Source organism: Streptomyces sp. NBC_00057 (genome assembly GCF_045041165.1).
Classification (GTDB): Bacteria; Actinomycetota; Actinomycetes; order Streptomycetales; family Streptomycetaceae; genus Streptomyces.
In genome coordinates, this window is record NZ_CP108257.1 from 249,440 (window position 1) to 270,042 (window position 20,603).

General features: G+C 70.2%; 17 protein-coding genes. 4 read left to right on the forward strand and 13 right to left on the reverse strand.

The annotated features are described in order from the left end of the window. Positions 1-12: 12 nt before the first annotated feature. The 9 genes from OG953_RS44510 to OG953_RS44550 form a co-directional block, all read right to left on the reverse strand. A complete protein-coding gene (locus tag OG953_RS44510; RefSeq protein WP_331736115.1) occupies positions 13-1,119 on the reverse strand; it encodes a bifunctional lytic transglycosylase/C40 family peptidase in 1,107 nt (368 codons plus the stop codon). Further along, positions 1,116-3,743, reverse strand: a complete 2,628-nt coding sequence (locus OG953_RS44515; RefSeq protein ID WP_405692679.1) for a hypothetical protein — start codon at positions 3,741-3,743, stop codon at positions 1,116-1,118. Before OG953_RS44515 ends, OG953_RS44510 begins: the two co-directional genes overlap by 4 nt. Further along, positions 3,740-6,337: an ATP-binding protein gene (locus OG953_RS44520; protein WP_331736119.1), complete on the reverse strand. Its 2,598-nt coding sequence runs from the start codon at positions 6,335-6,337 to the stop codon at positions 3,740-3,742. Before OG953_RS44520 ends, OG953_RS44515 begins: the two co-directional genes overlap by 4 nt. Positions 6,338-6,343: 6 nt before the next feature. After that, positions 6,344-6,907 carry a hypothetical protein gene (locus tag OG953_RS44525; RefSeq protein ID WP_331736121.1) on the reverse strand — a complete coding sequence of 188 codons (564 nt, stop codon included), beginning with the start codon at positions 6,905-6,907 and terminating at the stop codon, positions 6,344-6,346. A 125-nt stretch (positions 6,908-7,032) separates the two neighbouring features. Next, positions 7,033-7,290, reverse strand: coding sequence for a hypothetical protein (locus OG953_RS44530; protein ID WP_331736123.1), 258 nt, complete (start codon positions 7,288-7,290; stop codon positions 7,033-7,035). Next, positions 7,287-7,604: a hypothetical protein gene (locus tag OG953_RS44535; RefSeq protein ID WP_331736126.1), complete on the reverse strand. Its 318-nt coding sequence runs from the start codon at positions 7,602-7,604 to the stop codon at positions 7,287-7,289. The genes OG953_RS44530 and OG953_RS44535 overlap by 4 nt, the downstream gene beginning before the upstream one ends. Beyond that, the gene (locus OG953_RS44540) at positions 7,604-8,620 is read right to left on the reverse strand and encodes a conjugal transfer protein (RefSeq protein WP_331736129.1); all 1,017 of its coding nucleotides are present in this window, start codon (positions 8,618-8,620) and stop codon (positions 7,604-7,606) included. Before OG953_RS44540 ends, OG953_RS44535 begins: the two co-directional genes overlap by 1 nt. Continuing rightward, the gene (locus OG953_RS44545) at positions 8,617-8,865 is read right to left on the reverse strand and encodes a hypothetical protein (protein ID WP_189282085.1); all 249 of its coding nucleotides are present in this window, start codon (positions 8,863-8,865) and stop codon (positions 8,617-8,619) included. The genes OG953_RS44540 and OG953_RS44545 overlap by 4 nt, the downstream gene beginning before the upstream one ends. 116 nt (positions 8,866-8,981) lie before the next feature. Then, positions 8,982-9,824, reverse strand: a complete 843-nt coding sequence (locus tag OG953_RS44550; RefSeq protein ID WP_331736132.1) for a hypothetical protein — start codon at positions 9,822-9,824, stop codon at positions 8,982-8,984. A gap of 646 nt (positions 9,825-10,470) precedes the next feature. Here OG953_RS44550 and OG953_RS44555 point away from each other — a divergent pair. Continuing rightward, entirely contained in the window at positions 10,471-10,647 is a 177-nt protein-coding gene (locus OG953_RS44555; protein ID WP_331736134.1) for a hypothetical protein, read from the forward strand. Positions 10,648-10,741: 94 nt separating this feature from the next. Next, a complete protein-coding gene (locus OG953_RS44560; RefSeq protein WP_331736136.1) occupies positions 10,742-10,972 on the forward strand; it encodes a hypothetical protein in 231 nt (76 codons plus the stop codon). Positions 10,973-11,008: 36 nt separating this feature from the next. Here OG953_RS44560 and OG953_RS44565 read toward each other — a convergent pair whose 3' ends face one another. After that, a complete protein-coding gene (locus tag OG953_RS44565) occupies positions 11,009-11,392 on the reverse strand; it encodes a DUF6415 family natural product biosynthesis protein (RefSeq protein ID WP_331736138.1) in 384 nt (127 codons plus the stop codon). Next, positions 11,389-11,865 carry a hypothetical protein gene (locus tag OG953_RS44570; protein ID WP_331736140.1) on the reverse strand — a complete coding sequence of 159 codons (477 nt, stop codon included), beginning with the start codon at positions 11,863-11,865 and terminating at the stop codon, positions 11,389-11,391. Before OG953_RS44570 ends, OG953_RS44565 begins: the two co-directional genes overlap by 4 nt. A 173-nt stretch (positions 11,866-12,038) precedes the next feature. Between OG953_RS44570 and OG953_RS44575 the strand changes: the two genes are divergently transcribed. Both OG953_RS44575 and OG953_RS44580 read left to right on the forward strand, forming a co-directional pair. Continuing rightward, on the forward strand, positions 12,039-13,277 hold the full coding sequence (locus OG953_RS44575) for a hypothetical protein (protein WP_331736143.1): 1,239 nt from the start codon (positions 12,039-12,041) through the stop codon (positions 13,275-13,277). Between the two features lie 14 nt (positions 13,278-13,291). Continuing rightward, positions 13,292-13,870 carry a GNAT family N-acetyltransferase gene (locus OG953_RS44580; RefSeq protein WP_331736146.1) on the forward strand — a complete coding sequence of 193 codons (579 nt, stop codon included), beginning with the start codon at positions 13,292-13,294 and terminating at the stop codon, positions 13,868-13,870. A gap of 137 nt (positions 13,871-14,007) precedes the next feature. Here OG953_RS44580 and OG953_RS44585 read toward each other — a convergent pair whose 3' ends face one another. Together OG953_RS44585 and OG953_RS44590 are read right to left on the reverse strand one after the other, a co-directional pair. Then, positions 14,008-17,289 carry a hypothetical protein gene (locus OG953_RS44585; RefSeq protein ID WP_405692684.1) on the reverse strand — a complete coding sequence of 1,094 codons (3,282 nt, stop codon included), beginning with the start codon at positions 17,287-17,289 and terminating at the stop codon, positions 14,008-14,010. Between the two features lie 380 nt (positions 17,290-17,669). Beyond that, entirely contained in the window at positions 17,670-20,045 is a 2,376-nt protein-coding gene (locus OG953_RS44590) for a Helicase associated domain protein (RefSeq protein ID WP_331736150.1), read from the reverse strand. Positions 20,046-20,603 lie beyond the last annotated feature (558 nt).

Genomic DNA, 20,603 nt, shown 5'->3' on the forward strand with positions numbered 1-20,603 from the left:
GGTCCGAGGGCGTCACAGCACTCGGCGTACGTCCCAGTCGTACCGGGTCCAGTAGCCGGCCGTGGGTGTGGTTTCCACGGTTTTGCCGGGCCGGGGTGCGTGGATCATGGTGCCGTTTCCGGCGTAGAGGCCGACGTGGCCCCAGTTTCCGTCGTTGTTGATGACGATGAGGTCGCCGGGCTGGATGTCGGAGCGGGGGACTCGGGTTCCGGAGTGCCGCATCTGCTGGGAGGTGCGGGGGAGCGTGATCCCTGCGCCTTGGTAGAAGGCGTAGAGCATGAGGCCGGAGCAGTCGTACCCGCCCTTGGTGGGGCCTGTGGTGCTGCCGCCGCCCCAGACGTAGGGGGTACCCCGCTGCGCCAGGGCGGCGTTGACGACGGCGCCGGCCCGGCCGGTCGCCGTACCCGTGCTGTCTCCCGCGGCGGGGAGGCGGTCGTATTCGGTGATGTGGCCAGTGACGTCGTCCACGTACGTCTCGGAGTGGTTGTAGCGGTAGACCGCCTTGCGGAGGTCGGCGGACCTGGACAGGTCGGTGCTGCCCGTGCCGCACAGGTAGACGGCGGTCCCGAGCGCTGCGTCGAACGCGTTGTGCGGGTCTTTCGCGCCGTCTCCGTTTCCGTCCTGGCCGCTGGGTCCGTTCCAGGTGGAGGGCAGGAACTGCATGGGGCCGACTGCCCGGTCGTATGCGGTGTCGCTGTCGAGGCGGCCGCGGTCGGTGTCGGAGAAGGAGCTGGTGTTCCCGCCGGCTCCGGAGCCGTTGAGCCGGACGCCGAGGATGTGCGGGCTGATGTTGCCGTTGGCTGCGATGTTCCGCCCGGCGGCGTGGTTGGACTCGACCTTGCCGATTCCGGCGATGACGGACCACCGCATGCCCTTGCACTTCGGGCGCAGCGTGCGGACGTTCGAGGCGGCACGGGTGTAGGCGGACAGCATCACCGGGCTGATGCCAGCCACTGCGCCCGGGGCAGTACCGGTTCCGGTCGGGGCCGTGGTGTCTTCCTCGTGCCCGGCCGCGCCGTTCGCGACAGCGGCGACGAACAGAATCAGCACCCCGATCACAAGCGCCGCCGGGACCAGGAGCCCCGATCCGGCCAGGACTGCTTTGCGGGAGCTGTTCATGGCCGACCCGGCCCGCCCGAGGAATGCGGGCGCGGGGTACGAGGTGCTGGAGCGGGATGTGGGGGCGTGGCCGGGCCGGGGGCGGCAGGCGGGGCAGTGTTGGTGGTGCGGGGCTGCCGGGCACGGTGGAGGCGTTGCTGGAGCATCGCCTGGGCTGGGCTGGAGGGCGGTTGAACCACCCGCGGGGGTGCCAGGCGGCGTCGGACCGCGGGCGCGACCGGTGCGGGGGGCGAAGTACGGGCCGGAGAGGTGCTGGGGGCCGGGCGGGGTGTCCGTACCGGTGTGCGCCGGGCTACGGGTGCGGTTGGCGGGGTGTAGGGGCCGAGGCCGGGGCGGCCGCGGACGATCCGGCCGAGGGAGCGCACGTTGTGCCGGTACTCCCCGGCGAACTGTTGGGCGGGCTGGACGTAGCTCCGGTTGAGAGCCTGGGCGCCCTGCTGGAGGTTCTGGACGGCGCTGCTGACCCTGCTGGCTGCCTGGCCGGGCAGTGCGGTCGCGGCGGCGCCGACTCTGCGGGCGGCGCGCGGCCCGTACACCGGCAGTCCGACGGTGGCCTTGAGGCCGAACACCCCGGCCTTCGCGGTGCCTTTGGCGCCCGCTTCGATGGTGCGGCCGGTGAGTTTCGTCAGCCCGGCCACGGCACGGCCGCCGCTGTGGGCGAGCCGGCCGCCGAGGCGCGTGGCGAGCCGGGTGGTGCCGATCCGTCCGGCGCTGCCGAGTGCGGCACTGGTGCCTCCGGTGGCGACGGCTGCGCCGAGCATGAGCCCGCCGAGCAGCAGGCCCTTGCCGAGCCCGCCGCGCCGCGGCGGGCTGGCGGGGGCGGGTGAAGCGGCTCCGCCCAGCGGGGAGTTGCCGAGGCGGTGACGGGCGCGTGCCACCGCTCCGCGGGTGGAGCGGGCGAGTTTCTTGCGGTAGATGAACGCGGCGACGCAGACGCAGTCCAGGAGGACGAACCGGACGGTGACACCGCCCGGCAGGTCGCTTTCCGGTGTGTTCAGTACGGCGTTGACGACGACGATGAAGACGGACAGGGAGGCGATGGAGGCGAGCATCAGGGCGAGGCCGCGGGCGATGGCCGCGGCCCGGTCCCACAGCCAGGCCCGGCCGGGGCCGGGCAGGATCCCCGCCGCGAGGGCCACCTTCGCGATCATCGCCTCGATGGCGATCTGCAGCTGGGCGAAGAGGAACGCACCGTCCAGGACGATGACGAACGCGCAGGTGAGGAATGCGGCCAGGAGCATGAAGAGCGCGCCGCCGACCTTGTCCATCGACGCCTTCTTCAGCGTGCCGGCGTTCGGCACGCATGCCTTCTCGAACGCTTTGATGGGGCCGGACGCGTGGACCTGTTCCAGCATCTGGGAGGCGGTGCCATCGACAGCGGTGTCGACGATCCAGTTCTTGACGTTGTCGGGCAGTGCGATCCCGAAGCCCGGCAGGTCCTTGAGGAAGGACTTGCCTTTCTCCATCTTGGAGTCGACGAGCTGGTCGAACACGGCCTGCTGGATCCGTGAATCGCGGAACTTCTTCCCGCAGCTGCCGTCGAAGGTCCGCCCGTAGGACAGGAGCATGGCTGGCCGGGCGACGAACGCGTCCACGAGGGCATCGGTGATGGGCCGGGCCAGCGCGCTCGGCGAGGAACGGACCTGCGTGCCCACGGTCGACCCGGAGGGCTTCTTCTCCCACTCGTTGTCGGTGGTCGGCCGGTTCGTGTCGATGGCCTCTTTGTCCAGGACCAGGGCGGCGGTCTCGACGGCCAGGGCCCGCACGGTGCCCACCACCCCGGTGTCGGTGCTGAGCAGGAGCTGCGGGGGCGAGGCGAGGGCGCCGAGCGCGAGCGCGGAGATGACCAGGGCTGCCGCCATCTCGCCCCAGCCGCGGGCCCGGTTCCCGAACAGCAGATGCCACGACGCGACGACCATCGTGAAGGTGAGGAACAGCGCCGGCAGGCCCATCTGCACGACGACCCCGCCGTACAGCGACGTCGACACCTGCAGAGCCGGCTTGAGCATCAGCCCGGCCAGGGAGAACGCCAGACTCCAGGTCAGGAGGAAGCAGGCGAAGCTGACGGCCCACTTGTTCCCCAGGAACATCATGTCGACGAGGAACCCCTCCACGCTCAGGTCCCAGTCGTTCCAGTCCCCGGTGTCGGAGTAGATGCGGTACGAGCTGACGGGATTCCCGTCCCGGTCGGTCACCTCGAACGCGGACAGCACCCCGCCCTGCGCGGCCCGGTCCTTCTTGTACTTCGCCACGAGCTTGTCGAACTCGGCGCGGGCGGCCTTCTCCTTCTTCTCGGCCTCCTTGATCCCGTTGCGGATCAGCGGGGAGTCGTCCGGCCTGCCCGAGGTTCCCGGATCGGGCACCATCGGGGTCGGGTCGAGGGGGTTGTCCGGGCCGGGCAGTGTCGGGCCCACCGAAGGCGTCGGCGACGGTGTCGGGGCCGCGCTGGCCGTCACGGTCGCCAGCACCAGCGATGTCAGGCACGACAGTGCCAGCAGCGCCAGGCCCACGGCCATGGACCGCCCGGGACGCAGCCACCGCTTCACTCCCTGCAGCACGCGCATGCCCCGGGCCCGGGTGCGCGGTATCGGTGTTCCCGCCGGTACGGCGGCCCGCTTGGTCATGCTGCTGCGCTCTGCATGGGCTGGGAGTGGATGTGAGCGACGGCCTGTTCGTCGGCGGGCAGCGTGACCTGCATGGCGCCGATCCGCCCGGTCAGATCGCGGTGCAGGCACTCGCCGGCCCGCGCGGCGCGTTCCTCGTCGCTGAGCTCGGGGCTGTTGGGGGACAGCCCGGTAGTGACCAGGGTGAGGAGGTCTTCGTCGTCGGGGTTGCAGCCGAGGAAGCGCAGGGCCCGGCGGGCGAGGTTGATATCCGTGTGCCGGAACACGAACTTGCGGGGGATCAGGCCGCGCAGGATCTGCCCGTTCTCGTCGGCGTCGGGGCCGATGTCGTCTGCGTCGTGGGCGCCGAAGAGCGCTCCCGCGTTGTGCTTGCGCCCGTCCTTGACCAGCTCCAGCGCCAGCGCCAGGCCCTCCGGGCTGGAGGTCAGCCACCAGCATTCGTCCCACACCACCAGGGCGAACTCGTCCAGGTCCGCGTAGGCGACCTTCCGGGACAGAGCGGCGATCAGGTACATCACCGCACGCCCGAAGATCTTCTCGAACTCCATCTTGTCCAGCCGGTCCCCGCCGCCGCGCAGTTCGCTCTTGGTGGGCAGTGCGAGCGAGGACACCGAGAAGACCAGGGTGTCGGCCGACGAGCCGCGGACCACGGGCAGGGATTCGTCGAACACCGCGCGGGCCAGGTCCTTACGCCTCACCGCAGACAGTCGGCGGGCAGCCATCGCCGAATGCGTATCACCGGACGCACCGCGGTTGGTGAGCTCCTCGACCAGGACCCGCATCGAGGGATGAGGCTCGGCCAGCACCGCCTCGACCGCCTCGGACAGAGCGATGCCCTCATCACTCATCGGAGCCAGCCCCAGCAGCAGCGTCAAGAAGCTCTCGGTGAACCGCTGCGCTTCCCGCCCGGTGAACGTGCGCAGCGGATCGAGGGAGACGGCGGCCTGGTCGTCGATGGTGATGCACTCGGTCTCACCCGGGCACGCCTGCGCGTAGCGGAGCCATTCTTGGCGCGGTGTCCGGTCCACGATCACGGCCCGGCCGCGCCGTGTGCCGCCCTGCATCCGTCGCCCTGCGGCAAGCACGGAGTACACGGCCGACTTCATCGCGGTTGTCTTGCCTGCACCGAGCTCCCCGATGAACGCTGCGGTCGCCGAGGTGTTCTCCCGTGGGCCGCGCGTCCAGTCCGTCAGCACCGGCCGGACTCCGCCGCCGGCCAGATGCAGACCGAACAAGGGCCCCGTGGCATCGCCGAGTCCGCTGCCCGTGAACGGGCCGGCCATCGCGAAGTCCCGCGCCACCAGGTACTGCGCGTACTGGGCCATGACCTGTGGGGTGCGGGTACCGGGCAGCATCCCGTGCCAGAGGTTCTCCTGCTCGCCGCGCGGGCGGGTGAAGGTGTACTCGTTGCCGGCGAAGTGCCCGGTGAGCTCCCCGGCCCGGCGCTCGGCCTCCTCGGGGGTGCCGCCCCATACGCACAGGGCGGTCATGGCACGGACCTCGACCTCCGTCTGCGAGGCGGTCAGCCGCTCGCGGTACTCGTCCAGGCTTCCCACCGCCTTGTCGACGCTGGCCGGGACACCCGCGGTCTCACCGTCGTACTCGTTGTACTGGTTGGCGAGCTCGCGCGCCTGACGCCTCGTCTTCGCCTCCGCCTCGGTGCCGGAGGAGACACTCAGGCGCACCACCCAGTCCACCGGGAAGGAGAACGCGTCCAGGGATGACAGATACTCAGACCCCGGGAACGCGAACGCCTCGGGCATCTCGGAAAGGGCGAGCATCACCTGATACGAGGGCCCCCACTCCGTGGTCACCTCCAGCCAGCGCCGCGCAAAGGGATTCGGCCGCCCCGCCTTCCGCCGCCCCGCGCGCTTCCCCGCCCGGCCAAAGCCGCCTTCACCGCCGCTCGAAACCTGCTCGCCGAGCAGGTTGCCGCCCTCGGCGAGCACCACCTGACCGAGCGCCGCCGCACCCCGCCCCCGCCCCCGCATCCGAGGACCTGCCCCGACCGGCAGCACCGGTTCGAGCACGCCACGACGGGCACTGTGCCCGTAGATCCACAGAACCTCAGCCGTCGTCGCCGGACGCAGAGCAATGGCCGACGGCCACACCGACGACAAACGCTGCGCCTGGGCCAGGCGCTCGTCCTCCTCGCGCGCCGACACCGGCCGCGGCAGCAGCCCCAGCTGCAGGGCAACGTCCGCACGCGCCGCCGCGAAGACCTCCCGCGCCGACTCCCCGCGCGTCATGGGCAGCGGAACCGCGAGCCAGTCCGTACGCCCCGTCAGCTCCAGCTGCTCCAGCTGCCCCCGCAGCACACCGGTGGCCTGCCGGTACCGGGGAGAAGCCACCAGGTCGATCCCCTCGGTCATCTTCGCGACCACGCTTGCCGGGTCGACGGCCGGGCACAGACTCAGCAGCATCGACTCACCCCTGAGCGCCTTGACCAGCGCCTCCAGCTGCCCCAGCCGCTGCTCCTTCGCCCGCCGCGAGGTATGAGCGGCATCCGCCCCCGCCACCCGGTAGACGGCCCAGACCTGACCGTGCACGGTCCACATCACGTTCCCGGCCACATGCCGGATCGGCATCCGCATCGCGGATCACTCCCCTCGCTGCGCCACCGGCGCATCACTCGCGCTGGACCGGATGTCGCGACGCCGGGCGGCGAGCAACGCCGCCGCGACCGGCGCCGGCCGGCCACCCGCTCCACGGATTGCGCCGACGTCCTCCTGGCCGACGGCCACAGGGCTCTCGGGCACAGAAGCGCTTGCCGTGGTGCTGCGGCCGACGGCCATCACATTGGAGAGCGCAACCTGTGACCGGACCGGGCGGAGTACGGGTTGGCCCTTGCTCCCGCCCCCTGCTCGGGGCTGCGGTGCGGCCCAGGTGACGCTGCACACCCCGATCAGCGGCCGGTGACTGCCCAGCGCCTTGAGCGGACGACCGCCCAGCCGCCCTCCCGACGGACGCGTCACCAGCGAGACGGAACTCGCGGCCACCGCCAGCGGATTACGGCCGTCGACCTGAACGTGACGCACCAGCAGCGACAGCCCGTAGGGCCCACCGAGCGCGATCACGTAGTTGAACAGCCCGAAATGCGCCCACACCCCCCGCGTCAGCACCAGACCCGCGAGCGAGACAGCCAGGACCACGATCTGCGGCACCGTATACGGACCACCCCAGATCCGCCCCCGCCCACCAGGCCACTTCCCGATCATCAAAGGGTGACGGCGCGCCCGGGTGTAACACCGGCCGACCAGCACCTCCGGCGACGACGCCGCAGCACCGCTCACCACCGCACACCTGCCAGCGAGTCGATCCCCTGGACCGCCACGTGAACCGTGCCCGCGCTCTTCGCGGAACCACCGAAGCCGACCTCGATACCGACGCCGTCGTGGAACACGGCGGACAAGATCACGTACAGGAACAGCGCTGCGCCGATGACCACCGCGACCGAAGAGAACAGCGAACGGATCTTGGCCCATACATACGACACCGAGAAGAACACCAGAACTGCCATCACAACGACGGCGAGAATGCCGGTCATCGCCGCTCACCGTCCGCCGGCTCGATGACCTGGACCACTGCGTGATTGGCGCCCGCGCTCTTGGCGGAGCCGCCCGGCGCGATGTCCTCACCCACGCTGTCGCGGAACACCGTGGCATTCATCACCGCGAACCACAGCGCCACTGCACCGATCAATGCCACACCGCCGGCCAGCACCGACTTCGTCTTGGCCCAGGCGGCTGCCACTGACGCGACCACCATGAGCCCCATCACCGAGCCGACCAGCAGAGTTGTGATCTTCTGGGTGAGCTGGTCGACGTCGTCGATTGCCCCGGCCAGTACCGTCATGTCCATCACTGCGCGGTCTCCTTCTTCTCGGCCCCGGCCGGCTCCTGGCTCAGCACGGGGGCGCCTTCCACGGATGCGATCTCCCAGCGCCCGCCCCGCCCGGTGATCGTGATCGCGTACGCCAGCGGCCGCTTCTGACCGCCGGTATCGGACGCGGTGATGTCGACGAGGAGCTGCCTGCGCGCCCCGTCCGACTTCGGACCGACGCTGCCCGGGTCGTTCGTGCCGACCTCGGCGAGCCGGGCCACCTCGACCTGCGTGTACGGCGCGGGCGACACCGCCGCCAGGGCCGTACCGGGGGACAGATAGCGGTCGAGCTCACCGCTGCCGGCGAGATAGGCGGCGAAGAATCCCGTGAGCGTCTGCGCAGCCGGATCGGTACTGCGGACCGGGACCGACTGCCCGTACGCCAGCGACGGAGCCTCACCGGACAGCGGCGCGCCCACTTCGGCCGGCAGAGCCGCAGCCGCCAGGGCACCCCCCGCACCGGTCCTGACCGGGACCTGGAAATACCGCAGCACCGGCCCGGCCTTGACCTCGCCCGGCCCCGGCTCCTTCTTCCCGTCCGCGGTACCGACCGGGGCCACCCGGGCAGCCACGGTCACCGACCAGTAGCCGGAGGACACGAGCCGCACCCGCACCGCCGCGAGCTCCTGCGCCCGCTGCACACCCGGATCCGCCGTCAGACTCACCTCACGGGCATTCGGCAGAAACGGCGCCAAGGACTCCTCCGTGCCCTCCCCGGCCGCGAGATACGCGCTCACGAACAGCTCGGCGAACCCGCCCGGCCCCGCAGACTGCCCGGCCGCAGGCTGCTCCTGACGGACCGGGGCTGCAGCCGGTGCGACCGCAGGCCGGGACACCAGCGCCCACCCCGCCAGCACCGGCCCCGCCACCAACAGGACCCAAGCCGTACGGCGGATCACCGTCACCGTGTTCGCCGCAGCGCCCAGGGAACCCAGCGACCAACCGCCCGCCTCGGCCGGCAGCGCATCCTCCGTACGCTCCTTGCGGCGCTTCACGGCTGCTCCTGCCGCATCCGGGCAGCCAACGTGTCCCGCGCCGCCTTCGGCAACGCCGCCCAGCGGGCAAACGCCGCCTGCGCCGGTCCCGCATCCTCATCGAGATAGGCGCGCATGGACGCCGCAGTCCGGTCCGCGAACGGCGCCATCTCCAGCTGCACCACCAGATCACGCAACCGCCGACGTGCCTGCATCAGCAGCGCGAAGTCTGCACCGTCCCCTGTCGCGAGCACCGGATCCGCCACGTCCTGCTCACCCCTTCCAAGCCCAGGTGCGGCAGCCGTTCCGCCACACACCCGGACCAAGGAGCCCCCACGCCCCAGACGTGACAGCCGCAGCCGAGAAATCTGAGAAATCGTCATCACGCGGCCTGCACCCACTGGTCAGCGACCGCCCGCAACTGCCGCACGGTCCGGCTCCGACGCTGCCGCCACGCAATAGCGGACACACCGGCCCGCTGCGCGCTCTCCCGCGCCCCGGCCCGCGACTCGTCCGCGATCACCCGCGCCCGCACTGCATCGAGCAGTCCGGCGGCCACGGCCCACACCAGCAGCTCGACCAACTCGCCCCGCGCGCCGTCCGGAATCTCACCGGCCGAGATGAGCCCGGCCTCGACGGCCTGCTGGCCGAGGGCCGTCTGCCAGGCAGTCTCCGCCGGATCGTCCGCCGCCGGCTCGCCGGGTACGGCCGCGGATTCGAGTACGGGGTGCCACGGCAGCGCGTCCGTCTCCGTGTCCGCCTGCAGCTCACGGCTCGCCAGATGCAGCGTCTCCAGGAGAAGGTTCGCCGCGACCCCGCCCTTCCGGCCGAGCGGATACCGCCGCACCACCTGATACAGGCACGCGACGACGACCTGCCCTGTCTCGTCGAAATCCCGGCCGGCCCGCAGCAGTCGCTGAGTCATCCGCACCGCACCCGGCAGCATCGCCTGGACCACCACCCGCGCGGCCACCTGCGCCCCTGCGCCCTCGCCGGCCGCCCGCTCCAGGAGCACTCGCATCCACCGGTCACTGTGCGCACGCCCCTGCGCCCGGTCCCGGCGCTCCAGTTCGGCCAGCGCTTCCTGAAGACCTGCCGCACGCTCGCTGCTGAGGACGACCCCGCCCTCCTGCAGCCAGCCGAGCACCATTTCGGCGCGCCCGGACTCGGCGCAGGCCAGCGCCCATTCGGCATCCAGCGACTCAAAGATTCGTGGTCCAGTCACGACAGCTCCCCGTTCAGGTGATGCCGTGAACTCTGCTCAGCGCCCCTGACCCGATCGCTGACCCAAACCCCCGAATGCGCAGGTCAGGAGGTTGCCCAAAAGCCGACCCACGCTGTACGCCGTGCTGAACCGCGGCGAGGGCCGGGCTGAGAGCCGGCACCAACGCTCCGGGCTCTCCGGGGCGGCAAGGCCGAGCGTCGCCCCGCGCCCGAAATGAACGCTTCAGTCGGCAGCGCTCGCTCGGGGAAAAGCTCGGCCGACGGGTGGGGACCGACCTGCCCGTTTCCAGGTCCTGTCCGTGGATGAAACGGAGGAAACCATAAAAGCCCAGGTCAAAGGGCATCGGGGTCACCCGAATGTGCCCCTAGAGTGGCTGCACCTTGTAGCGGTCACGAGCGGTTCATTCAAGGATTCGCGGGAGCTGGCGCCAGTCTCTGAATCTGTTGAATGGGCCGCCTGTGTCGGGGAGTCTGCAGAGCGTCCGACGGGACTTGCGCCGCTAACCCCCGAGTCCTCCATCGTGCTGTTCGCCGTCATCGGATCCCGGCGACGCGCTGTCCAACGTCCACCCCGGGACGCAAGGGGCGGGCGGACTCCACGCTCCACTCTGCGCACGGCACCCGTGTGCCTAATGAAAGGTGTCTCCATGTCCTCGCTCGGCCTGCTGGTCCTGCTCCTCCTGGTCCTCGTCGCGCTCCTGGTCGTGGGCGGCCTCGCCTACGTCGTGCACCGGCATCCGGTCCTCGCCACACCGTTGATGGTCGCCACGGGCGCCGCAGCGGTCCTGGTGGCATGCCTCGGTGTCATCGCCGCCGTCCGATGACACCGAGGCGTACCACCGAGTTATCCACAGGACACGGCAGGACCAGACCGCTCCGCCGTAGCGTGCTGTCCCTGCCGATCAACGGGGGTGCAGGATGCGGTACGTACGGCTGGAGTGGCTCGCTGCGGACGTCATGGCCGGTCTGCCGTCCGCCGCGGCGCGGGCTGCGGTGCAGGACCTGCTCGTCGAAGTCGCGAAGCATCCCGACCGGTGGCCGGCGCCCGGCGGCGAGGAAGTCGTCGACGAGTTCGGGACCCGGTGCTGGATCTCCTGCGTGGCCCACTCCGACGGCCTGGAAGTCCGTGACATCGGATGGCTGGACTGACGGCCGCCCGCGTTCATGAGGGGCGAGCTACAGACGTCAGAGGGATGGAGCCGGCTGCGGCTTGAGGAGTTGGTCCAGCGCCCGGTACAGCGCCTTCACCAGCCGGGCCCGTTGCTGCGCGTGCGCGAGGGTGGTCTGGGAGGTCACCGACAGGCGGCGCTTCGCTTCCTGAAGGACCTGGTCGGTCACCGGCCGCAGCTCACTGTCCTTGGGCAGGGCCTCGAAGTGCCGGCTGACTTCGGCGGCGACGATTCGGGCGTGCCCGGTGAGGAGCAGAGCGATCTGCGCGCAGTCGCCCGCCCGCAGACCGCTCGCGTCCTTCCGTGCCAGCATCGCATCGACCAGCGCCGTAATGGGCGCGCGGTCGAGCGGCATTTCCTGGTCCAGGAGAGCCTCGGGGTCGTACAACACCGCGCTCATGACTGTGACTCCTCCGGTTCCAGGCCCGTGACCAAGTCGGTCGGATCGGTGGCGATGACGAACAGCCCCCGGCCCAGCAGCCAGGACCGCTGTGCGTTCCAGTCGTGCCAGCGGTAGGCGATGTGCGCGAATGCGGGGACGACGACCCCGGCGACCCGGCCGCCGTCCACCGCTGCGCGGACCCGTGCCCAGCCCGGCCGCAGCTCCGTGTCCTGGTCGAGCGGCCCGCTGTCGGTCACCGCGCAGCCGGCCGGAACGACCCAGCCCTGCGCCTCCGCGTGCGCAGCCAGGGGCGCCGTCACCAGGTGCTCCATGCCCGGCACCGGGACCACGGCATACAGCGCCACCGCGGTCACCGGCGCGACGGGGGCCCCGCCCACTGCCACTGCCGGGGCCCGGAGAGCCGCGATCTTCCTGCGCACCCTGGCCGGTAAGGGCCGGGCAGTGCGGCGGTGGCCGGACGAGTTCGGCATGGGGCCTCCCCAGGGACGGTTTGTCGGCGTACTCCCAGACAACCGCGACACGTTCGGGTGGGCTCAGGCCAGATTCCGGGCAAGTACCGAACAGGGGACCGGACAGTTTTACCAACGGAAGAAAAGAGGCAGGACTACCGTCTGCGCCGCGACCGGCACCTACGGGGGAACCGATGGACAGACAGCGAAACACTCAACTCGAAGCCGTGATGGCCAAGTACGGCTTCACGCACCAGAGCCTGGCCAAGGAGATCAACCGGATCACCGCACAGATCTTCGGAGAGACCCACCCCCGCAAGTGCACCGACCGCCACGTCAGGCGCTGGATCAGCGGCGAAGTCCAATGGCCCTGGACCCGCTACCTTCACGCCCTGGAACAGCTCTTCGACCGTCCGGCGCAGGCGCTCGGCTTCATCCCGAGAGGGAAACACAGCGCGAATCTGCCCGCCCCGCCACGGCCTCCCGCACCGACGAAGGAGGCGCCCGTGCGCCGCCGCCGCTTCATCACCGCGCCCGCCGCCGCAGCGGTCGCACTCGCCCTCAACATCGACGAAACCCCCGTCAGCGGCCGCCTGTCGATGACCGACGTCGCACGCGCCCGCGAGCGGATCGACCGCCTCGACGCACACTTCAGCGCCATCGGAGGCCAACCCCTCCTGACCGTCGCAACCGCCTACCTCGACCGCCTGTCCACCGCAGCCGACCACTGCACCTACGGGCCCCGCGTCGAGCAGGCACTCCACACCGCCATCGCATCACTGTGCAGCTCCGCCGGATGGGCCGCCGACGACGCCGGGAACCTGGACGCGGCACACCTGTGGCGCACCACCGCGCTGCAGAGAGCCATCCTCGGAGCCAACCACCGGGCCCAGGCCCGCGCCTGGTCCGACCTTGCGGTCCACGCCCGCCGCGGCGGCCACCACCGCGAAGCCCTGCGCATCAGCCAGACCGCCCTCACCAGCCGCGAAGCCCGCCAAGACCCCCGCTACGCCGCCCTGCTCCAATCCCGCCTGGCCATCGGCCACGCCCGCGCCGGCGACCGCCCGGCCGCCGCCCGCGCCTTGCTCGCCGCCCAGACCGCACACGACCGCATCAACCCCACCGAACCCGCACCGCGATGGCTCAACTTCCTCACCGCCGCAGAGATCAGCGGACTCGCCGCCATCACCCACCAGGCGATGGGACACCTCGCCGACGCCGAGACCGTCACCGCCCAGGCCCTCACGCTCCTCGACCCCGGCCTGCGCCGCAGCCGCGCGTACTACAGCGTCCAGCTCGCCGAACTCCAACTCGCCCAAGGCAACACGGCAGGTGCCCGAACCACCGCGTCAGCCATCGACACCACACGCGTCAGCAGCCAGAGCATCACCGGCCGACTCGCCACCGTCCACCGCACCCTCGCCGCCGCATAGGAGAACCACCCGAAGTGACCGCCGACATAGAACTCCGCCACTACACCCACCACCACGTCGCCCACCTACGCACGCTCCTGCTTGACGTGTACGCCGAGGTCTACGCGAAGGAGGCGCAGAACGACCCGTTCTGCGCCATCGACCGGTTCGCCGAAGGACTCGACAGCTGGATGGCCCGGCCCGGCTGGAACTGCGTCGTCGGATACGACCACGGAAAGCCCGTCGGCTACGCCTACGGAGCGCCGCTTCCCCCCGGCGCCCGCTGGTGGGGCGGACTGCTCACCCGCGTACCAGCCGACACCCTCACCGAGACCGGCACACGCACCTACGCACTCAGCGAACTGATGGTCCGCACCCCCTGGCGCAAGACCGGCATCGCACGCCGACTCCACGACGAACTGCTCGCGGCCCGGCCCGAGCAACGCGCCACACTCCTGGTCCTCCAGGACCACCCCAAGGTCCGGGCACTGTACGAATCATGGGGCTGGCAGACACTGGGCGACCTGCGCCCGCACCTCCTGAACGCGCCGCTCTTCCACGCCATGCTGCTGGATCTTCCGCCGCGCGGCAGATCCGTCATTGCTACTAGCTAGTCGAAAGGTCCCAGCGGATCCGCAGGTTGCCTAACAGGTTGCGTAACGGGTTGCTTGACTGGTTGCTTAGCGGGTTGCGCAACGGGTTGCCAACGGTGGATCTGCTGGAGCGCCTTTCTGCAGGTCAGGGGGGTGGGTCAGCGTGACGCAGCCGCCGACACCTCTTCCCTCAAAGGGGAAGAGCACCTTTCCCCTTCCCCCGGCCGGGGCGCCGGCTCACCCCCCGGCGGTGCCCGCTCCCGGGTCGCTTCCGCCGGGGTCGCTTCCGCCGGGGTCGCCTCCGGCACCAGGAGGCCAACTTCAGCGAACTCTGGGGTGGACAGGAGGACACCCATTCCGGACCATGCGGGCGCGCTTTCCTCCTGTCCACGCGCCACAACGGCCCCGTTGGGCAGATAGTCGACGCCGGTCAAGGTCACCGGGGCGCCCCATGATTCCGGATACAACGGACCGCCGTCCGAAGACGCTCCCCGTACGGGTTGGCATCGGACCGGGGTTCGGACGATGTCGCCCGGACCGACTGCGTCCCACGTGGTGAAGCGCCATCCCTGGGGCGCCTCTATGCGCCGCCGCATATTGCGCTCCATGTCGGCTTCAGCGGCGGCCCGCATGTCGATCAACGCTACGAGCCGGGCCGCTGCTGCCGCACGGCTGGTGTGACTGGTCGCGCGCTCCTCGGAAAGGCCAATGGCATGCCACGTGCCGCGAATTCGGTAAACGTGCCCGACCAACTCGCCATCGACCGCCACCGGGCAGCGTCCCCGGTCGTCACATCGCCCGAACCGGTACCGGGGCACGTCAGCTCCAGCTGCGTCGTCCTCCACGGGTGTCGGCACTACGGGCGCGTCGGAAACACGTTCTGCCACCCGCGGAGCGGCGACGCCCGGAACCGTGCCGCCGTCGCTCTCCCACGTCTCGACGCTGCCCGGGTCGGACGCGACTGCAGACGCCAGCGCACTGGTCCCCGTGGGCATACCAGCCGTCACGATCGCCACGGCTTCCGCGGCCTGACTGACCGTGGTCAGCACCCGCGACAGCTCCGCCGGACTGTCCAGCCATCGGCCGCCCACATACGCGCCCGACCGGTGCGCGTCGTACATGCCATCCGTCCACACCGCGACGATTTCACCGGCCACTGGCCCGGCCGTCCGGGCGAGCACGCCGGCCACGCGCACGATGACGGTGTTGGAACCATGCTGCTCCATTGCGACAGTCCACCCGTTGGCCGCAGCCGTCTCGGCCACGTAGACAGCCGCACGCGGGAGCCACACCCCCGGCGCCGCCTCTACCTCAGCGCACACTTCGTCGGCGTCCAGGGTGGCGAGTGCCGCCCCGTCCAGCGGCTTACCCTTCGTCGGGATGCGGGGGGCTTTCCACGGCTGTACCAGCGGGCGCAAGGAACGGGTAACAGCCTGCTTAAAGTCCGCCCCGGGGCCGCGCCCGTGCTTGCCCTTGGTGGGGATGTCGGTCGACTTCAGCGGCCGCCCGGCATCCTTCGCAGCAACCGCGCCCGCCAGCACATCAGCAAACTGCGCGTCCGTCTCCGTCACGGTGTCCGCCTCAGCGGGCAGAGCAAGCGCGACGACCGTACGGCCGTCCGTCGACACCCAACGGGACCGGCCATCCCCCTCCCCGGAGAACAGCCGCGCCGTCCGCGCACGCATCGCTTCCATGTCCGCTGCCGCACGCTCCGCCTCCCGCACCCAGCGCTCCGCCTCCCAGCGCGCCCGATCGGCATCCTTTGCGGCCGACGCTGCAGCCGACGCCGCGTGGTCCGACCACTTCCGCGCGTCCGCGACATCGACATCCGGCACGTTGCCCTCGCGCACGTCCAGAACCAGCGCTTGCATATCAACCATCCATGCGTGCCGCTCCCGCGCGATCACGTCCAGCCGCGCCGCCTCCGCTTCCGCCCGTGCGACGCACTCAGCAACCGGCACAACCCGCGGCCCCGCGACTACCGGTGCAGCGTCGCGGGGAACGTCGACCGGTGCCTTGGCACGCTCCGCCGCCTCCGCCTCGGCACGCTCCGCGCACTCGGCCCATGCGAACAGTTCGGCAACCCGCCGCGCGTCCCGTTCACACCCGACCGCCAACACCCGCGCACGGTTGGCACAATCGCGGGAGCGCTGCGGGTCGGTCACCGGGGAACCGTCGTACCACTCCCACCGCGCCGCACAGTCGACGTCGTGCGCCACACGCGACCGGCGGTCGATACGCCGTAGCAACGCGCGCGCCTCCGCCGCCTCCGCCGGCGGCAGCATCTCGACCGGCCGCGCCGCCCACGCACTACGCGTGTACATCATCAAGTCGCGCGTGATTTCGTACGCCTCCGCCGCCCGTCCGGAGTGCTCCTCCGCCGCCTCCGCCGCCTCGGCACACTCCGCCGCACGCCGCGCCGCTTCACGCTCGGCCGGACGCTCGGCCGCGCGCTGCGCCTCGATCGCAGTCTCAGCAGCACGCACCGAGGCCCGTCGCTCCTCCGCCTCGGCCGGTCCCTCCGCCTCGGCCGGTCCCTCCGCCTCGGCGAGCGCCTCCTCGGCCGCGTCCCAGTCACCGGCCAACATGAGCTGTCCCGCGACCACCCGCGCGGCATCGTCGGAGTCCAGCAGATAGCCGACGCGGACCGCCTCGGCGTCGACCACACGCGCCACGGTCGATCCCGCACGGTCGAGCGTCGCAAGCATGACCTCACGGCACCCGCACTGACCGACGGCACACGCACCGCACTCGACACCGCCCCGGGCGTGCGCGCCGCACGCCGTACGACGGACGAAGCACCCACACATGGGGCAGACACGATCGGCCGTCCCGCGCGCCGCCTCGGCCCAGTTCTGCGCCTCCTCGGCCGCCTCCTCAGCCTCGCCGAGAAGCTCACGCACGGTGTCCTCAGCCTCGACAGCGGTACGCCGGAATCCTTCGTCCAGGCCGAGCTCCTCGACCGCGCGCACCGCGGCCTGAATCGTGCGACGCTGCGCCTGAACCCGACGCAGTGCGGACTTGGCGCGCTTGACGCACTCGGGCGCGCGTTCGGCCGTTTCCTCGGCCGCCTCGGCCCATTCCTCCGCCTCGTACGTCGTGCGCGCGGCCTCGGCCGCTTCCCCCGCCGCGCACGCCTCGGCGTGGCACCCCTTCACCTCTTCCACGGCTTTACGAGCGTCGGCAACCGCGTCCGTGATCTTGTGGGACGCGTCATTCAGTAGGGCGAGTGCAGACATCTCGGCATCGACCACCGGGGCAACGTCCACCGCACCGGGCGCGGCATCCGTGGCGGACCGGTACCAAGCCACGGTCTCCCGGTAGCCGCGGCCGGCCGTCGCCCATTTACCCATGCACCACGTGTACCGGCCCGTACGGGAGTCGGACGGCACCGATACGACCAGCGTCCACGCGTCGCGCTCCTCGTTCCGTTCGGCCACGGCGTCCCAGCCTCGGTCCGTCGCCGCGGCGGCGAGCGTCCCCAGGTTGTGGGGGGCGTTGGTCGACAGTGCCTCAGATACGGGCATCGGGAGCGTGGTCACGGCCATTTCGCGGATCCTTCCGAGGCGATGCCGCAGGGCTTGTCCCTGTGCGGTCGGTGCAGTCCCAACATAGTCAACTTTCAGTACCACTTCAAGTGCAACTTGAAGTGGTACTGAAAGTTGACAGGGGAGTGCACCAGCAGACAAACCACGGCTACAGGTGATCTTGGTGACGTACGCCCATCAGCAGAGAGATCTCCCGCCGTCCCGTGGCCGTAGAAACGAATACGGCGCCCGCCCCGGGCACATCCCCGGGGCGGGCGCCGTCGTTGTTCCCGTCAGGCCGCCCACTCCAGCCCGAGGGCGGCCAGCGCCTGGAGCTTGTCGGCGGTGAGCTTGGCGCGGCGGCTCTTGCTGTTCGACAGGAACACCCCCAGCTTCACCTCGCTCCCGTCCTCCAGCCGCTCCACATGGGCCCTGGGGACCGTCACAGAGCCCGTACGCGCCTTGTACTGCGCCAGGGCCGCCACGCCCCGCTCGAACGCTCCAGAGGCCGCCTTGGGCTTCGTGGGCGTCTCAGGGGGCGACGGCTCCATGCCGAGCCGTTCCAGGCGCTCGCGCTGCCCAGGGATCAGCCCATGCCAGACCGCGTATTCACGCTGCTTGTGGTACCAACGGCCGATGTCCATCCCGTGCACGGTGACCCCTGGCTCCACGTAGGTGAGGGCGCTCTCCTCTACGAACATTTCCCGCAGTGCGGCGTAGTGGCGCTGCCAGTCCGCCGGCCACTGCGGGTTCCAGTCCTCATCGACCTCCCGCAGCGCCGCCTCCCACTCGGGGTGTTCGTCCAGCGCGCCGGGGCGGCGGAGGTTGGACAGCCATTGCCCGAGTGGCCTGTCCAAAGCGGTCGCTGTCCGGGGCGCGCACAGCGTCCAGTGCTCCTCGAAGTACGCCTTCGCGGCCTCCAGGTTCTCCTGAAACCGCTCATCCGCCAGCGACCAGACCATGCCCAGCTTCTCCAGCCGCTTCGCCCGAAGCCCGGTCATCTGCCTGGCCCCGTAGGCCCGTCGCTGTTCTGCCACCCACTGCCCAAGGGGGTACGCACCCTCTTTGTGCCCGTACGGGACCCGGGCATGAAGCTCACGTTCGGTGAACCGCTTGAGGGCCGCCCAGCCGCGCGCCCAGTCCTGCTTCTCCGTGTCGATCACGTTGAAGGAAACCCAGTCTGCGACCATCACCGGGTCACGCGGAGCCGCAAAACGCAGCAGCAGGCGGGATTCTTCCTCGCCTTCCTCGGGCGGCGGACCGATGTACTCGGACGGCTGCGCGACGTCCTTCTGCGGCTCCTGCGGAATGGCCAGCAATTCGATGGCCTCTTCATCGTGAGCCCGAAGACCTTCAAGAACCTTTACCAAAGGCCGGTACGATCCGGAGGTGAACATATCCTCGGGCTTTTCTCCAGGCTGGAGGAAAACCGGCACGATCAGAGAGGCGAGTTTCCCTTGTCCCGGCTTCTGCCGCAAAGCGCGCCCGATGGCCTGCACGATGTCGTGCGGCGCACCCTTCGGGTCCAGCAGGGCAACGGAGTCCACGGCCCTGATGTCCACGCCCTCCCCGAGGACGCGGCAGTTCGAGAGCACGGCACGCCGCGCGGTGGAGCCGAACTCGCCCAGGACGTCCCGCCGGCGCTCGGGGACGTGCTCGCCACACAGCCAGTCCGCCCAGATCTTCGACGGGTACCGTTCCGGCTGGTCAGCGTGCAGCTTCGCCGCCACACGCTCCAAGCCCTCCGCGTACGCCTGCGCCTCTATCGTCCGGTGGTGGAAGGTGATGCAGGTCTGGAGGCTGTGCTGGCTCATGGTGTGCAGGAGCGCGGCCTGGAGGGCGCCGAGCCGCTGCCCGCGTACTTCCTCGCTACGTCGCTCCTCGCCCATCAGCCGCTCCGGGGTGACCACCGGGTCCTGGAGCTCCAGCACGATGATCTGGTAGCGCGCAAGCAAGCCGCGGGAGACAGCCGACGCCAAGCTGAGCTTGTAGAGAACGGGCCCGAAGACTCGTTCGTCGTCCATGCTGGCCGCCATCTCCTTCGACAGCGCCTCCCGCACCCCTTCGGCGACCTCCCAGTTCGGCCGCTCCTGCCAGATCCGCGGCGTCGCCGTCAGGTACAGCCGGCGGTGCGCCGGGATGACGGTCTGGTCGTGGATGTCCGCCCACGCCTTGCCCATCGAGCCACTTGTCCTGTGGGCCTCATCGACCACGGCGAGGTCTACCGGGGCCAGCTGCTGGCCATAGACGCCTTCGAACGCCTCCGCGAGGACACCGAGGCTGGCGTACGTCGCGTAGATGGTCACGGGCCCGGAGCCGTGCCACAGAGCCAGCTGCACGGGGTTCGTGGTGGAGCGGACCTTGAGGCTCCACAGCTCCGGGTCGTCCTGGAGGCTGCACACGGCGACCGCCGGCCCCATGTGCCCAGCCGCGCGCCACGCCTGCACCGTCTGGGTCAGAAGGTCCAGCGTCGGCACCAGAACCAAAGTCCGGCCCTTGGGAACAATGCGCTTTGCCGACGCCGCCGCAATGATGGTCTTTCCCGTCCCGCACGCGGCGTGGATCTGCCCACGCAGGCCATTGAAGGGAATGCCGCCCGGCGGGATATCGAAGCCGCGCACAATGGCGGCAACGGCCTCGATCTGGTGGTCACGCAACTTCACGGCCATTTCCCGTGTTCTCCTTTTCGCGGAATGTCGCGCGTAATAAGAAAGGAAGTCCCGGCGCGATGGTGTGGCCCGGAGGATGTGGTGTCTGGTCCCATACGGTACACAGCCATGACACGTGATGCATCACCCACGCACCAACTTTCACCCCCAGAGTGATGCATGGCCGAATCTTACCCCGAAGCGGTCGGTTGTCCTGTATGCTGGCAGGGCATTGGTGAACGTGAGCGGACGGTTTCGAGAGCGGGGGAGGGGTTCGGGTGGAGCGCAGCGGAGCCCGTCACTGCGTGAGGCCGGCACACTCCGTCAGGCCGATGGCCCGTCACCTTCATTGCGGGGGTGGTAGCCTGAAACCCCAGGAGCTACACAGTGCCGCACCTGATGCACCGTCCCCTCGTAGCCAGCCCAAGGAGTCTCGCTTGCGAGGCTCCCCACAATTCGCGCTTGCGCGAATTGACGCTCTTTTAGAATTCCGTTTACGGAATTCATTCCCGCGTTTACGCGGGAATTCGAATTGCGCCTGCGCAATTCGCACTCTATGCAGCGGCTTGCCGCTGCATA